General features: G+C 62.3%; 14 protein-coding genes. 6 read left to right on the top strand and 8 right to left on the bottom strand.

The window, feature by feature from the left end:
* Positions 1-149 precede the first annotated feature (149 nt).
* On the top strand, positions 150-566 hold the full coding sequence (locus tag FJ434_RS15845; RefSeq protein ID WP_140507418.1) for a DoxX family protein: 417 nt from the start codon (positions 150-152) through the stop codon (positions 564-566).
* Positions 567-688: 122 nt separating this feature from the next.
* Complete coding sequence (locus tag FJ434_RS15840) at positions 689-1,111, top strand: DoxX family protein (protein WP_140749233.1); 423 nt, start codon at positions 689-691, stop codon at positions 1,109-1,111.
* Here the strand turns inward: FJ434_RS15840 and ppx are convergent, their stop codons facing one another.
* Complete coding sequence (gene ppx / locus FJ434_RS15835; protein WP_140714124.1) at positions 1,112-2,647, bottom strand: exopolyphosphatase; 1,536 nt, start codon at positions 2,645-2,647, stop codon at positions 1,112-1,114. It abuts the gene before it with no gap.
* Positions 2,647-4,839, bottom strand: coding sequence for an RNA degradosome polyphosphate kinase (locus tag FJ434_RS15830; protein WP_140507424.1), 2,193 nt, complete (start codon positions 4,837-4,839; stop codon positions 2,647-2,649). The genes ppx and FJ434_RS15830 overlap by 1 nt, the downstream gene beginning before the upstream one ends.
* Before the next feature lie 168 nt (positions 4,840-5,007).
* Between FJ434_RS15830 and FJ434_RS15825 the strand changes: the two genes are divergently transcribed.
* The 4 genes from FJ434_RS15825 (at position 5,008) to FJ434_RS30235 (ending at position 7,094) form a co-directional block, all read left to right on the top strand.
* Positions 5,008-5,253 (top strand): zinc-finger domain-containing protein, encoded by a 246-nt coding sequence (locus FJ434_RS15825; protein ID WP_140714122.1) that lies wholly within the window; start codon positions 5,008-5,010, stop codon positions 5,251-5,253.
* A gap of 10 nt (positions 5,254-5,263) precedes the next feature.
* The gene (locus tag FJ434_RS15820; RefSeq protein ID WP_140749236.1) at positions 5,264-6,523 is read left to right on the top strand and encodes an FAD-dependent monooxygenase; all 1,260 of its coding nucleotides are present in this window, start codon (positions 5,264-5,266) and stop codon (positions 6,521-6,523) included.
* A gap of 33 nt (positions 6,524-6,556) precedes the next feature.
* Positions 6,557-6,718 (top strand): BrnT family toxin, encoded by a 162-nt coding sequence (locus FJ434_RS30610; RefSeq protein WP_348640749.1) that lies wholly within the window; start codon positions 6,557-6,559, stop codon positions 6,716-6,718.
* 181 nt (positions 6,719-6,899) lie between these two features.
* Positions 6,900-7,094: a BrnA antitoxin family protein gene (locus FJ434_RS30235; RefSeq protein ID WP_210243280.1), complete on the top strand. Its 195-nt coding sequence runs from the start codon at positions 6,900-6,902 to the stop codon at positions 7,092-7,094.
* Positions 7,095-7,111: 17 nt separating this feature from the next.
* Here FJ434_RS30235 and FJ434_RS15805 read toward each other — a convergent pair whose 3' ends face one another.
* The 6 genes from FJ434_RS15805 to FJ434_RS15780 form a co-directional block, all read right to left on the bottom strand.
* Positions 7,112-7,777 carry a TIGR02117 family protein gene (locus tag FJ434_RS15805; RefSeq protein WP_140507428.1) on the bottom strand — a complete coding sequence of 222 codons (666 nt, stop codon included), beginning with the start codon at positions 7,775-7,777 and terminating at the stop codon, positions 7,112-7,114.
* 118 nt (positions 7,778-7,895) lie between these two features.
* Complete coding sequence (locus FJ434_RS15800) at positions 7,896-8,699, bottom strand: amino acid ABC transporter ATP-binding protein (RefSeq protein ID WP_013532420.1); 804 nt, start codon at positions 8,697-8,699, stop codon at positions 7,896-7,898.
* 25 nt (positions 8,700-8,724) lie between these two features.
* Complete coding sequence (locus FJ434_RS15795; protein WP_140749239.1) at positions 8,725-9,882, bottom strand: amino acid ABC transporter permease; 1,158 nt, start codon at positions 9,880-9,882, stop codon at positions 8,725-8,727.
* Positions 9,883-9,886: 4 nt separating this feature from the next.
* Complete coding sequence (locus FJ434_RS15790) at positions 9,887-11,074, bottom strand: amino acid ABC transporter permease (protein ID WP_140507432.1); 1,188 nt, start codon at positions 11,072-11,074, stop codon at positions 9,887-9,889.
* 62 nt (positions 11,075-11,136) lie between these two features.
* Entirely contained in the window at positions 11,137-12,165 is a 1,029-nt protein-coding gene (locus FJ434_RS15785; RefSeq protein ID WP_027144474.1) for an amino acid ABC transporter substrate-binding protein, read from the bottom strand.
* Between the two features lie 438 nt (positions 12,166-12,603).
* Positions 12,604-13,464 carry a DUF2182 domain-containing protein gene (locus tag FJ434_RS15780; protein WP_140749242.1) on the bottom strand — a complete coding sequence of 287 codons (861 nt, stop codon included), beginning with the start codon at positions 13,462-13,464 and terminating at the stop codon, positions 12,604-12,606.
* Positions 13,465-13,466: the final 2 nt, after the last annotated feature.

Raw genomic sequence — 13,466 nt, 5'->3', positions numbered from 1 at the left:
GCCACCACATCGTCCGACACGAATTTCGCGCCTCCTGCCCGATCACGGAAATGTATGTCCCGTGAACAATGTGTCGCCGCATAGCTGTCTTTGGTGAACAGTCGGCATCGTCTATCTGAGTGGCCATTCAAACCAATCGGAGAGCCACCATGTCCATCAACACTTCCGCCGCCGGCACCGCGTCCAACAGTTCTGTCACCATCCTGCTCGGCCGTATCCTGCTCGCAGTCATTTTCCTGCTTTCCGGATTCGGCAAACTATCCGCCATTTCCGGCACGGCCGCCTATTTCGGTGGCCTCGGCCTGCCGGCACCGACGGCGACAGCCGTCATCGTCGGCCTGATCGAGCTGCTTGGCGGCCTTGCCGTCCTCGTCGGTTTCCAGACCAGGATCGCCGCCTGGGTACTGGCGATCTTCACAATCGCAACCGGTCTGGTCGCCCACACCGGCTGGGCCGACCAGATGCAGATGATCCAGTTTCTCAAGAACGTCGCCATCACCGGCGGCTTCCTGCTGCTGGCCTCCTCGGGTGCAGGCGCGTATTCCATCGACGCCAGGCGCGGCTAAGGCTTCCCCTACCAAGGGCCCGAAACAAGCGGCGCGGAATTTTCCGCGCCGCTTTTTCGTTGTGTGATCATAGGCGTAGACTGCGATGGTCGCCGGTGACCGTGCCGGCAAGGGAGGGTGCCATGGGTCGCAATGCATTGCTTATGGTTTCGCGGCTGCTGTTTGCCGTGCTGTTCGTGCCGTCCGGCTTCCAGGCGCTCGCCAACGTTGCTGGGACCACCAGCTATTTCTCCGGCCTTGGCCTGCCGCTGCCCGCGCTCGCCGCCTGGGCCACCGGCCTGTTCGAACTGATCGCGGGGCTGCTGATCCTCGTTGGCTTTCAGACACGGATCGTGGCGCTGCTGCTGGCCGCCTTCTGCATCGTGGCGGGCTTCATCGGCCATTACGGCCAAGGCGCCGGCGATGCGACGCTCGCCTTCATGCATCAGCAGATGCTGATGAAGGACATCGCCATCGCGGGCGGCTTCCTGGCCCTTGCCATGGCCGGCGCTGGCGCATGGTCGGCCGACGGGCGGGGCTTCGGCATCGGCGCCGACGCGACTTGACTATTTGACCGACACGCTCTGCCCGCCCTCGATCGCCAGTTCCAAGCGGCGGTTGGTGATGCGCGCCAGCTGCGCCAGCCGGCCGGCCGGGCGCTCGCCGTAGAGGTCGGAAAGCGAAGCCGGCAGCACCAGCGCCAGCGCGCCGTTAGGGCGACTTTCCCATTTCAGCCTCGGCATGATGCCAGGCATCGCGGCCGTCAGCAGGTAGACGACGCGCATCATCGCCGCCAGCACGCGGGCGCGCTCCAACAGGCGCGGCGGCGCCAGCGCCTTGATTTCGGGCGCCACCAATTCATTGAAGACGCCGTCATGACGGTAGGCGTTGGTCAGCGCCAGATAGGCGCGGCCGGGATGATCGACACCGATGAAGGACGCATGCGCGATGATGTTGAGCGACTGCTTGCCGCGATATTCCGGATGAGCGCGCCAGCCGATATCGGCGAGCAGGCAGGCGGCGTGGCGATAGCGCGCTTCGTCTTCCGTCTCGTCGATGCCGAACGCCTTGAAGGCCTTGCCTGTCCATTCGACCAGATCATGCGCGTGATGGACCGAACGCGAGCGCAAAAGCGCAAGCTCCTCGGCGGCCGAGATCAGCGGATCGGCCTTCTGCTCGGCCGCGTCGAGCAGCGAATAGAGAAAACCTTCGCGCACGCCTTGCGCCGAAACGACAATCCTGGACGGCTGCATCGCCGTCATGATTTCCTGCAGCACGAGAGCGCCGTATGGCAGCAGCGAGCGGCGGTTCTTGGACACGCCCTCGATACCCCTCACCTTTTCGACCTCGCCGCTAGCTACCTGCTTGAGGAAGGTTTGAGCACTTTCGGCCGATATCTCGTAGTGGTGCATGACGCCGAGCGGATAGTTGTTCATCTCCATGTGCAGCCTGGCAAGATTTCGCCAGGTGCCGCCGACAGCGTAAAAAGTCCTGCCCTGCCCACCCTTCAAGAGCTTGGCCCGGGCCAATTCCTGGCGCGCGATCTTCTGCGCCTGGACGAGCGAGTTCTTCGCCATGTCCTGCAGGCGCAGGCCGCCAAGCGGCAGCGTGATGCCGTCGCCGATCGCCTCGCCGTCGATGTCGATAAGCTCCAGGCTGCCGCCGCCAAGGTCGCCGGCAATGCCGTTGGCCGGATGGAAACCGGAGATGACGCCAAGCGCGGAGTAATGCGCTTCCTGGCGGCCGGAGAGCACGCGGATTTCAGTCTTGAGCACATCCTCGGCCCGATGGATGAAATCGGGACCGTTGATCGCCTCGCGGGCGGCGGCGGTCGCCAGCACGTACATGTGTTCGGCACCCGCCTGGTCGGAGAGCGCGCGGAAACGGCGAAACTCCTCCATCGAGCGCGCCACCCCCTCGGGGTCGAGCTTCCCCGTCGACACGATGCCGCGGCCGAGGCCCGCCAGCATCTTTTCGTTGAACAGCGTGGTCGGCGAACGCGCCAGCCCCTCATAGACGACAAGACGGACCGAATTGGACCCGATGTCGATGATGGACAGCGGTCGGCGGTCCTGCAGCCGGCCCTGGGAATTGGACAGCATCAGCTGGCGGCGTTCTTCTTGCGGCGCTTGAACTGCGCGATACGCTTGGGCGCATGCGATTTCAGCGCGTCACCCCGTCCCGACAGGCTCGGATTGGTCATGAAATATTCCTGCGCGTTGAACGGTTCCTCGCCCTCCTCCAGCACCACGCGCCGGGAGGTTCCATCAGCCAATACGTCGAAACTTTGCTGATTGTCCATGATGTTGCCGAGCATGATCTGGCCCAGAATCTGTTCATGCACAGTTGGATTGGTGATCGGCACCATGGTCTCGACGCGGCGGTCGAGATTGCGCGGCATCAGGTCCGCCGAGGAGATGTAGACAATCGCCTCGTCCGAGGGAAGGCCATGGCCGTTGCCGAAGCAATAGATGCGGCTGTGCTCGAGGAACCGGCCGACGATCGACTTGACCCTGATGTTCTCCGACAGGCCCGGCACCTGCGGCCGCAGACAGCATATGCCGCGCACGACAAGGTCGATTTCCACACCGACGCGGCTGGCGTCGTAGAGCGCATCGATGATGATGGGATCGACGAGCGCGTTCATCTTCATCCAGATGCGCGCCGGCCGTCCTTCCAACGCATGGGTGACCTCGTCTGAAATGTGCTTGAGGATGCGGCTTCTCAGCGTGAACGGCGAGATCGCCAGCCGCATTTCGGCGGTCGGCTCGGCATAGCCGGTGATAAAATTGAACAGCTGGGCGACGTCGCGGGCGATCGTCGGATCGGTGGTGAAGAAGGAAAGGTCGGTGTAGATGCGCGCGGTCACCGGATGGTAGTTGCCGGTGCCGAGATGGACGTAGTTGCGCAGCTTGCCGTCCTCGCGCCGCACCACCAGCGACATCTTGGCGTGGGTCTTGAGTTCGAGGAAACCGAACACGACCTGCACGCCGGCGCGTTCGAGATCGCGCGCCCAGCGGATGTTGGCCTCCTCGTCGAAACGGGCCTTGAGCTCGACCAGCGCCGTCACCGACTTGCCGGCCTCGGCCGCGTCGACAAGCGCACGCACGATCGGGCTGTCATTGGAGGTGCGATAGAGCGTCTGCTTGATTGCGACCACTTCGGGGTCAGCCATTGCCTGGCGCAGGAACTGCACCACCACGTCGAACGACTCGTAGGGGTGATGGACGACGATGTCCTTCTCGCGGATGGCGGCAAAACAGTCGCCGCCATGCTCGCGGATGCGCTCGGGAAAGCGCGGATTGTAGGGCGTGAATTTCAGGTCGTCGCGGGGAACGGAGACGATCTCGGATATCTGGCTGAGCGCCAGCGGGCCCGTGAGTACGCTGATGCGGCTCGACGAGACGCCAAGCTCGCCGGCGACGAAATCGCGCAATTCTCCCGGCATCAACATGTCGAATTCGATGCGGATGACCGAACCGCGGCGGCGACGCTTCAGCGCGGTTTCGAACAACCGCACCAGGTCTTCCGATTCTTCCTCGACCTCGATGTCGCTGTCGCGGATGATGCGGAACGTGCCGGAGCCCTTGACCTCGTAGCCTGGGAACAGCTTTCCGATGTAAAGGCCGACCGCCTCCTCCAGCGGAATGAAGCGGACATGGTTCTTGCGGTCCGGCAGGCGGATAAAGCGCTTCAACGCCACCGGCAGGCGCAGCAGCGCGCTCATCTCCTCGCCATTCTTGCGGTGGCGAAGCTGCAGCGCCATCGAGAAGCCCAGATTGGGAATGAACGGGAACGGATGCGCCGGGTCGATCGACAGCGGCGTAAGCACCGGAAACACCTGGTCCTGGAAATGCTCTTCCAGCCAAGCCTTCTCGTCCTTGGTCAGCGCATCACGGGTGATGCTCTCGATGCCTTCCTTGTTGAGCAGCACCGTGAGTGCCGAAAGGCTCTTCTGCTGGTCCTCCTGCAGCCGCTCGACCTCACGCAGCAACTGTTCGAGCTGCTGTTCTGGGGTGCGTCCGTCCGGGCTCTTCAGCACGATGCCCTCGCGCACCTGGCCGGCAAGGCCGGCGACACGCACCATGAAGAATTCGTCAAGATTGGCGGCCGAGATCGACAGGAAGCGGACGCGCTCCAGCAGCGGGTGATGGGTGTTCAGCGATTCTTCGAGAACGCGGCGATTGAACTGCAACCAGGAGAACTCGCGGTTGACGAAACGGTCCGGATTGCCTTCCGGGCTGGCTGCCGTGATGTTGTTGAATTCGCTCTGTACCGGCTTCAGTTCGTTCATGATTCCTGCTCTTCCGCCCGCCTCGGCCGGTTAACCGGCTTAACTTATCCTGTGGCAGGCTTTTGCGACAGTTCTCTGACAGGCTTTTGCGACAGTTTGATTTCATCGACCTTGCAAAGAGGTTTGATATGATCCAGATGCAGAAGAGACTGCGTTAAGGAGACGACGATGGCAGGCGGTTCCATTCCCCATTTCCAGAACGATGCGGGCCATCCGGCAATCGACATCGGGGTCAAGGAATTCATGTGCACGGGCGCCAACCCGCCTTTCGATCATCCGCACGTGTTTCTGGACATGGGCGACGACAATGAGAAAATCTGCCCCTACTGCTCGACCCTCTACCGCTATTCGCCGAAGCTGAAGGCGACGGAAACGCTGCCGGCGGGCTGCCTCTACATCGACCAGGCCGCCTGACCTCCCGATCATGAGCGAGACGCGGTCCCGGCAGGTCGTGATTGCCGGGGCTGGCATCGCCGGGCTGACGGCGGCGATCGCTTTCGCCGAACGCGGCTACCCCGTGAGGGTGTTCGAACAGGCCAAGCGCCTCGAAGCGGCGGGCGCCGGCATCCAGCTCCCGCCAAACGCGACGCGCATTCTGCGCCGGCTTGGCGTCCTCGACACGCTTCTCGCCAATGCCGTCAAGCCGGAAGCCGTGGTGCTGAAGGACGCCGCGAGCCTGCGCCAACTGGCACGCGTGCCGCTTGGCGGCGCCGGCGAGGAACGCTGGGGGGCGCCCTATCTCGTGGCGCACCGGGCGGATCTGCAAGACGCCCTGATGGCGCGCGTTGTACAAATGCCCGGCATCCAGCTCACCACCGGCGCCCGCGTCGGCAATATCGCCGCCGGCACGCACGGCGTCACCGTGACTGCCGAGGTGGACGGCAAGCCCGTCCAGGCAGCGGGTTTCCTGTTGGTTGGCGCCGACGGCGTCTGGTCGTCGGTGCGGAGACTTGCCGGCCCAGGCGGCGGAGCCGGCCTCGCGAACAGCCAATTCTCCGGCGAACTGGCGTGGCGCGCGACGGTGAGCGCGGACAGTGAAGCCGGGCGAGCCTATGCCGCGATCGGCGCCCCCGACTGCGTCACCACCTTCCTGCACCCCGGCTTCCATTTGGTGGCCTATCCCGTGAGCAAGGGTGACGCGTTCAATCTTGTCGCTTTCACTAAAGGCGAGCGCATTGCCGAGGGCTGGTCCGGACACACCGATCCCGGCATCCTCGCCAGCGCCATGCGTGGCACGGCCGCGGGCCTTGCGAAACTGGTGGAATTGGCTGGCCCATGGCTGACCTGGCCACTCCATACAGTCGAACGGAAGCAGCCCTGGACGATGCCAGCCGGCATCGCGCTGATCGGCGACGCCGCACATGCGATGACCCCGTTCGCGGCGCAAGGTGCCGCCATGGCGATCGAGGACGCCGCAATGCTTGCTGATTTCCTTGCCGACTTCCCCGGCGACCTGACGCAAAGCCTCACCACGTGGGAGAAGCTGAGACGACCGCGCATCGAAAAGGTGCTGAAACGCGGCGCTCTCAACCGCCTCGCCTGGCACGCCCGGGGACCGGTGGCATTGGCGCGCAATCTGCTCCTGGCGACGCGGCCGGGAGAGAAGCTCGCGGCGGATTTGGACTGGCTATACGGGTGGGAACAGCAGAACATCATGAAGCGGCCCGACGATCCGCCGCCTTGACGTAAGGCTAGGTCGAATCTGCGCAAACATGGTGTGAGTTTCGAGACGGCCATTCGCGTTTTCACCGATCCCTTTGCGGTGACCGAGCAGGACAGAGTCGAGGACGGCGAGTACCGATGGCAAACAACGGGCGTAGTCGAGGGTTTCCTTTGTGCTGTTGGTCGCCCATGCCGATCGAGCAGAAGACGGGATTGACGTGATCCGCATCATTTCCGCGCCGAGGGCCACAACAACGGAAAAAAGACGTTATGCGCAAAATCGTTCGATATAAGTTTGACCCGACAAATCCGCCTCCCCTGACGAAACTCAGAAGGCGGAAATCGCATCGCTGAGCGCGCTACCCGAAGGCAATGTCGATACAAGCGATATTCCCGAATTGACCGAAGATTTCTGGCAGAACGCTGTTCGAAATCCCTATTTCAAGCCAATCAAGCAGCAGCTAACGCTTCGTCTCGATTCCGATCTTGTCGCTTGGTTCAAAACACGCTCGCCGGACGGTCGCGGCTATCAGAGCGCGATCAATAAAGCACTGCGCGAGTATGTTGCGAAACAGGATCGCAAGGCCGGCTGATCGAGTCGAACGATCTCTCAATTATACAGCCGCATCGACAACCCAAGCGATGCCGGCAGCGGGTTCCACCAGCCGGTGCGCAGGCCGGCGGTGCGCAGTGCCGCCGCCGTCCAGGTATTGCAGCCGATCAGCGCGTTGAAACGGCCATTGGCCTCATAAAAGCGGTCGAAATTGGAGTAGGCGGCATTGTCGATGACGATCGGGCCACTCGGTCCCTGCTGAAAACTCGCTTCGATGAAGTCGAGCAATGCGGCGAAACGGTCCTTGTCCACATCGAAGCCGGCGACATCGGGGAGCGCCTCGGTGATATCGCCAGCGACGTCGACATGCATCACCGAAGCGTCGAGCGTCAGCGCCTTGAATATGGGCAGCGCCTTCACTTGCGACCATGTCGGCGTTTCCAGGTAAAAGGCCCGCCCACCCCAGCCGAAGACGATATAGCGCACTTCAGGTGCGCCCGAAGGCAGGCCGGCATCGGTCAGGAAACGGAAGCGCCGGCGCGTCTCGTCGTCCACCGGAATGGCGATGTCGGTGTGGATCAGGTTCTTCAGCACCAATATGCGCCGCGTGCCCTCATCCGCGGCGGCCGCCGGCCAGAGCGGCCGCGGCACCAGCGTACCGAGCGCCACGGCGAGCACCACTGCTGCAACCAGCAGGGCCAGGAAACGCTGGAGTTTTCTCATCGGTGCGGCTTCGCGATTCCGTTCGCGGCTCAATGGAGAAGATCATTACCTGACGAGCCAGACGCAAAAAAGCCCGGCAATGGCGCGGCCGGGCTTTTTCGAATCGGCGTCAGTCCGCTCAGTGCAGGATCTGCGACAGGAACAGTTTCGTGCGTTCGTGGCGCGGATGGTCGAAGAACTCAGCCGGCGTGTTCTGCTCGACGATCTGGCCCTGATCCATGAAGATCACCCGGTTGGCGACTTTCCGCGCAAAGCCCATTTCGTGGGTGACGCAGAGCATGGTCATGCCTTCCTCGGCGAGGCCAACCATGGTCTCCAGCACTTCCTTGATCATTTCGGGGTCGAGTGCCGAGGTCGGCTCGTCGAACAGCATGATGCGCGGGTTCATGCACAGCGAGCGGGCGATCGCCACGCGCTGCTGCTGGCCGCCGGAAAGCTGGCCCGGATATTTGTTGGCCTGCTCGGGAATCTTGACGCGCTTGAGGAAATGCATGGCGATTTCCTCGGCCTGCTTCTTCGGCGTCTTGCGCACCCAGATCGGCGCTAGCGTGCAGTTCTCCAGGATGGTCAGATGCGGGAACAGGTTGAAGTGCTGGAACACCATGCCGACCTCGCGGCGCACCTCGTCGATCTTCTTCAGATCGTTGGTGAGTTCCTTGCCGTCGACGATGATCTTGCCCTTCTGGTGCTCCTCCAGCCGGTTGATGCAGCGGATCATGGTCGATTTGCCAGACCCGGACGGTCCGCAGATGACGATGCGCTCGCCGCGCATCACCTTCAGATTGATGTCCTTCAGCACATGGAACTCGCCATACCATTTGTGCATGGCGATGATGTCGATGGCGACATCGGTGGTGGAAATCTGCATCTTGGCGGCGTTGACCTTGATCTCTTCCGCGCTGACGGCGTTTTCGGTGGCCATGGCTGGGGTCCCCTTGTTCTTTTGTTTAGCGTTTGTAGCCGGTGTCGAGCCGGCGTTCTGTGTACATTGAATAGCGCGACATGCCGAAGCAGAACAGCCAAAAGACGAAGGCCGCGAAGACCAGGCCGGATTTCGCGGTCTGCGCCGTTGCCCAATTGGCATCCGAGAAGTTCTGCTTGACGATGCCGAGCAGGTCGAACATCGAGATGATGAGGACCAGGCTGGTGTCCTTGAACATGCCGATGAAGGTATTGACGATGCCGGGGATGACCAGCTTCAGCGCCTGCGGCAACACGATCAACCCCATCTTCTGCCAGTAGCCGAGGCCGAGCGAATCGGCGCCTTCATACTGGCCCTTGGGGATCGCCTGCAGGCCGCCGCGCACCACTTCGGCCATATAGGCCGCCGCAAACAGCGACACACCGATCAGCGCCCTCAGATACTTGTCGAAAGTGACGCCGGCCGGCAGGAACAGCGGCAGCATGACGCTGACGAAAAACAGAACGGTGATCAGCGGTATGCCGCGCACGGCTTCGATGAAGATAACGCACAGCATCTTGACGATCGGCATCTTCGAGCGCCGCCCGAGCGCCAGCACGGTCCCCAGCGGCAACGACACGGCGATGCCGACGAAGGACAGGCTCAGCGTGATCAGCAGCCCGCCCCAGCGCGAGGTTTCGACATGCGGCAGGCCGAATATGCCGCCGACCAGAAGGAAGAAGGAAACGATCGGCAGCACCAGGAAGAGCAGGATGGCGTTCAGCCCCTTGCGCGGCACACGCGGCATCAGCATCGGCACCAACAGTACCACGAACAGGACGGCGACCAGGATCGGCCGCCAGCGCTCCTCGACCGGATAGGTGCCGAACATGAACTGGCCGAACTTGGCGTTGACGAAAGCCCAGCAGGCTCCGCTCCAGCCGTCGGGCTGAATGCCGCCTTGCGCAACGGTCGCGCAGACCGTTCGGTCCGGCCCGGTCCACTGCGCGTTGATGAACGCCCAATTGATGACCTGCGGCAGAATCCAGGCGACGATGACGATGCCGAGGATGGTGAGGATGGTGTCGCCGGCCGAACCGATCAGATTCCTGCGCACCCAGGCGATGGGGCCGCTGACGCTCGCCGGCGCGGGCTGCGCGAGCGCCATCTCGGTACGCACCCAGGACATGTCATGTTCCTGCATGGCTCTACCTCTCCACCAGCGCCATTCTGGCGTTGACCACGTTCATGACAGCCGAGGTCACAAGGCTGAGTATGAGATAGGCGATCATCATGATCAGCACGCCTTCAACCGCCTGCCCGGTTTGGTTCAGAACCGTGCCGGCTGTCGCGGTCAGGTCGGGATAACCGATGGCGATCGCCAGCGAGGAGTTCTTGGTCAGGTTGAGATACTGGCTGGTCAGCGGTGGGATGACGATGCGCATGGCCTGCGGCACCACGACCAGCCGCAAGATCGACCCGGATCGCAGGCCAAGTGCCGCCGCCGCCTCGGTCTGGCCCTTGCTGACGCCCCTGATGCCGGCGCGCACGATTTCGGCGATGAAGGCCGCGGTGTAGCAGGACAGCGCCAGATAGAGCGACAGGAATTCCGGCTTGACCTGGAAGCCGCCGGTCAGGTTGAAGGTTGACTGTTTCGGCAAATCAAAGCTCAGCGGAAAGCCGCTCAGCACGTAAGCGAGCAGCGGCAGGCCGACGATCAGCGCGGCGGACGTCCAGAACACCGGAAATTGCTGGCCTGTCGCCATCTGCCGCTGACGCGCCTTGCGGGCGACGAACCAGGACATGGCGATGCCCACCACAAGGGCGACCAGGATCAGCCAGGAGCCGTCGCCCCAGACTGGGCGGGGAAAATAGAAGCCGCGCTGGTTGAGGAAGGAGCCGAAAGGCAGATGATAGGAGTCGCGCGGCGGCGGCAGTACGGCGAGCACGCCGGAATACCAGAAGAAGATGACCAGCAGCGGCGGGATGTTGCGGAAAATCTCGACATAGACCGTGCAGATCTTCTGGATCAGCCAGTTCTGCGACAGGCGGCCGATGCCGATGATGAAGCCGATGATGGTGGCGGTGATGATGCCGGCGGCGGCAACGATGATGGTGTTGATCAGGCCGACGATGATGGCGCGGCCATAGGTCGAGTCCGACGTATAGGCGATCGGCGTGTCCGATATGTCGAATCCGGCGCGCCCCTTGAGAAAGCCGAAGCCGGAGGCGATGTGGAGGCGATGCAGATTGTCGATCACGTTCTGCACGATCCACCAGATGGAGCCGAACAACAAGACGACGACCAGCGTCTGGAAGAAGAGACTGCGTATTCTCGGATCATTGACGAAGGAGCCGCGGCTCGGCTCCTCGCGTAGGATTTCCTGCGATGCCATGTCACGTCCCCTGTGAAAGAGAAACCGGAAGGCAGGTGCCTGCCTTCCGGATCACATTTCGATCAGCGGATCGGCGGCGCGTATTGCAGGCCGCCCTTGGTCCACAGCGCATTGATGCCACGGGCGATCTTGAGCGGGCTGCCCGAGCCGACATTGCGGTCGAACATTTCGCCGTAATTGCCGACGGCCTTGACGATGTTGACGACCCAGTCGTTGGAGACGCCGAGATCGGTGCCGATCTTGGTATCGGCTTCCTGGCCGAGCACACGCTTGATCTCCGGGCTGGCGGAGTTCTTCATCTCGTCGACATTGGCCTTGGTGATGCCGAGTTCCTCGGCATCGAGCAGAGCGAAATAGGTCCACTTGACGATGTGGTACCACTGGTCGTCGCCCTGGCGAACGGCAGGTCCGAGCGGCTCTTTCGAGATGATCTCGGGCAGCACGACGTGATCGGCCGGCGAGCCGAGCGTCAAGCGAATGCCGTAAAGGCCCGACTGGTCGGTGGTGTAGACGTCGCAGCGGCCGGCATCATAGGCGGCGTTGACCTCTTCCAGTTTCTCGAAGACGACCGGATTGTACTCCATCTTGTTCGCCTTGAAATAGTCGGCGAGGTTGAGCTCGGTGGTCGTGCCACTCTGCACACAGACGGCGGCGCCCGAAAGCTGCAGCGCCGAATTGACGCCCGGCAGCTTCTTGGCGTTGATCATGAAGCCCTGGCCGTCATAGTAGGTCGTGCCGATGAAATTCAGGCCGAGCGCGGTGTCACGGTTGATCGTCCAGGTGGTGTTGCGCGACAGGATGTCGACCTCGCCGGACTGCAGCGCGGTGAAGCGCTCCTTGGCGCTGAGCGGCGTGAACTTGACCTTGGTGCCGTCACCGAAGACGGCGGCGGCAACCGCGCGGCAGAAATCGGCGTCGATGCCTTGCCAGTCGCCCTTGTCGTCCGGCGCGGAGAAGCCGGCCAGACCGGTCGAGACGCCGCACTGGATGAAGCCCTTCGCCTTGACGGTGTCGAGCGTGCCTGCCGACGCGGCCGACGCCATCAGTCCGAGCGTGGCGACGCCAAGAATGCCGATAGCAATGTGTTTCATAACCCACAGACCCTTTTCTGTTTTTTCAGGCAAAACCCTGATCTTTTTTCCCTTGTGAACGCAGCTCCCATCCCGGCCCATTCCCGAAACCCCGCATCGCAAACCGACGCTCCGCCTCCCATTCACGAACAGCATCGAAGGCGATAATTCCCGTGAGGTCAAGGAAAATGACCGAATTGCAACGGGTTTGAAAATCGATTGCCTGAAATGCCTGAATTGCAGACAGATGCGCCCGCGATTTAGTCAGAAGCGCAAATTAACTCGGCAAAGCTCATTTGACGCAGATGTGAACCCGGTGCTGTAAAATCCGTTCCGGGCTATACCTTAGCGTTACTGCCTTCAGCACGAAATGCATTGACGTTACGTGATACCCTTCGGCCGACGATTACCCCGTGATTGCCGGTCAATATTGCTTGTGGACAAAGTTGGTGCGCACTCTCAAAGCGCCGGAAAGATGAGAAAGACGCCGACCGCAACCATCAATGCACCGGAGACCCGCGGGATCAATTGCCCAGTTGGGACCACCTTCTCCAGGAGAACAAGGAAGGCGATGCCGGCGATCCACAAGAGGTTCATGACACCGCCGACAAACAGCAGGGCCATCAGCGCCCAGCAGCAGCCGAGACAATAGGCGCCGTGATCCATGCCGAGCCGAAGCGCGCCGGGCGCAGTGGTGCGGAACCCGCCATGGCTCGCCAGGAACGCTATCGGGGCCTGGCATTGGCGCAGGCAGACGCCCTTGATCGGCGTCCATTGATAAAGGCCGGCGGCGATGAGGACGAGGCCACCTACGACCGCACTGCCGGTCGCCATCGCGGGGTTGAGCAAGGCGAAACGGGCGAGCAGCCATTGCGCACCGGTGGCCACGATGCTGAAGACGACCCAGACGATGAGATAGCCGGTAAAAAACCATGCCGTCGAAGCGACAGGCCGGCCATCCGCCAGCGCCTTGCGGCCGACGCCGGCATAGAGCAGCAACATCGGCGCGACCGACGGCGTCATCATGCCGACCATCATCACAGCCCACATCGTGAAGATGAAAACGAAATCAGCCGAAGCCCAAGCCCGGAAACCCGGCGCCACGGCGGCACCCATATCCATGCTCCCCATGTCCAGGTTCGACATGTCCATCCCGGCCATGCCGCCTGCCGCACTGTCCGATACGAGAGCACCAGACATGACCATGTCGGTGGAGAGCCAAATAACATAGGCCCAGGCGAGAACGGCAATCACGACGAGCGCGGCCGCCACGACCGCGCGGTCGCGCCGCAGCACTGCCTCGAGAGCCGTCTCGCCCATTA

Source organism: Mesorhizobium sp. B2-5-13, assembly GCF_006440535.1.
Classification (GTDB): Bacteria; Pseudomonadota; Alphaproteobacteria; order Rhizobiales; family Rhizobiaceae; genus Mesorhizobium; species Mesorhizobium salmacidum.
Note: the sequence above shows the minus strand (reverse complement) of the source record. Positions and strands in the feature narration are given on the sequence as shown.

Bases quoted from the DNA above. Each gene is read 5' to 3' on its own strand.
- FJ434_RS15785 (WP_027144474.1), bottom strand. From the start codon at position 12,165: ATGAAACACATTGCTATCGGCATTCTTGGCGTCGCCACGCTCGGACTG.
- FJ434_RS15805 (WP_140507428.1), bottom strand. From the start codon at position 7,777: ATGAGAAAACTCCAGCGTTTCCTGGCCCTGCTGGTTGCAGCAGTGGTG.
- FJ434_RS15790 (WP_140507432.1), bottom strand. From the start codon at position 11,074: ATGGCATCGCAGGAAATCCTACGCGAGGAGCCGAGCCGCGGCTCCTTC.
- FJ434_RS15800 (WP_013532420.1), bottom strand. From the start codon at position 8,699: ATGGCCACCGAAAACGCCGTCAGCGCGGAAGAGATCAAGGTCAACGCC.
- FJ434_RS15830 (WP_140507424.1), bottom strand. From the start codon at position 4,839: ATGAACGAACTGAAGCCGGTACAGAGCGAATTCAACAACATCACGGCA.
- FJ434_RS15780 (WP_140749242.1), bottom strand. From the start codon at position 13,464: ATGGGCGAGACGGCTCTCGAGGCAGTGCTGCGGCGCGACCGCGCGGTC.
- ppx (WP_140714124.1), bottom strand. From the start codon at position 2,647: ATGCTGTCCAATTCCCAGGGCCGGCTGCAGGACCGCCGACCGCTGTCC.
- FJ434_RS15845 (WP_140507418.1), top strand. From the start codon at position 150: ATGTCCATCAACACTTCCGCCGCCGGCACCGCGTCCAACAGTTCTGTC.
- FJ434_RS15795 (WP_140749239.1), bottom strand. From the start codon at position 9,882: ATGCAGGAACATGACATGTCCTGGGTGCGTACCGAGATGGCGCTCGCG.
- FJ434_RS15825 (WP_140714122.1), top strand. From the start codon at position 5,008: ATGGCAGGCGGTTCCATTCCCCATTTCCAGAACGATGCGGGCCATCCG.
- FJ434_RS15840 (WP_140749233.1), top strand. From the start codon at position 689: ATGGGTCGCAATGCATTGCTTATGGTTTCGCGGCTGCTGTTTGCCGTG.
- FJ434_RS15820 (WP_140749236.1), top strand. From the start codon at position 5,264: ATGAGCGAGACGCGGTCCCGGCAGGTCGTGATTGCCGGGGCTGGCATC.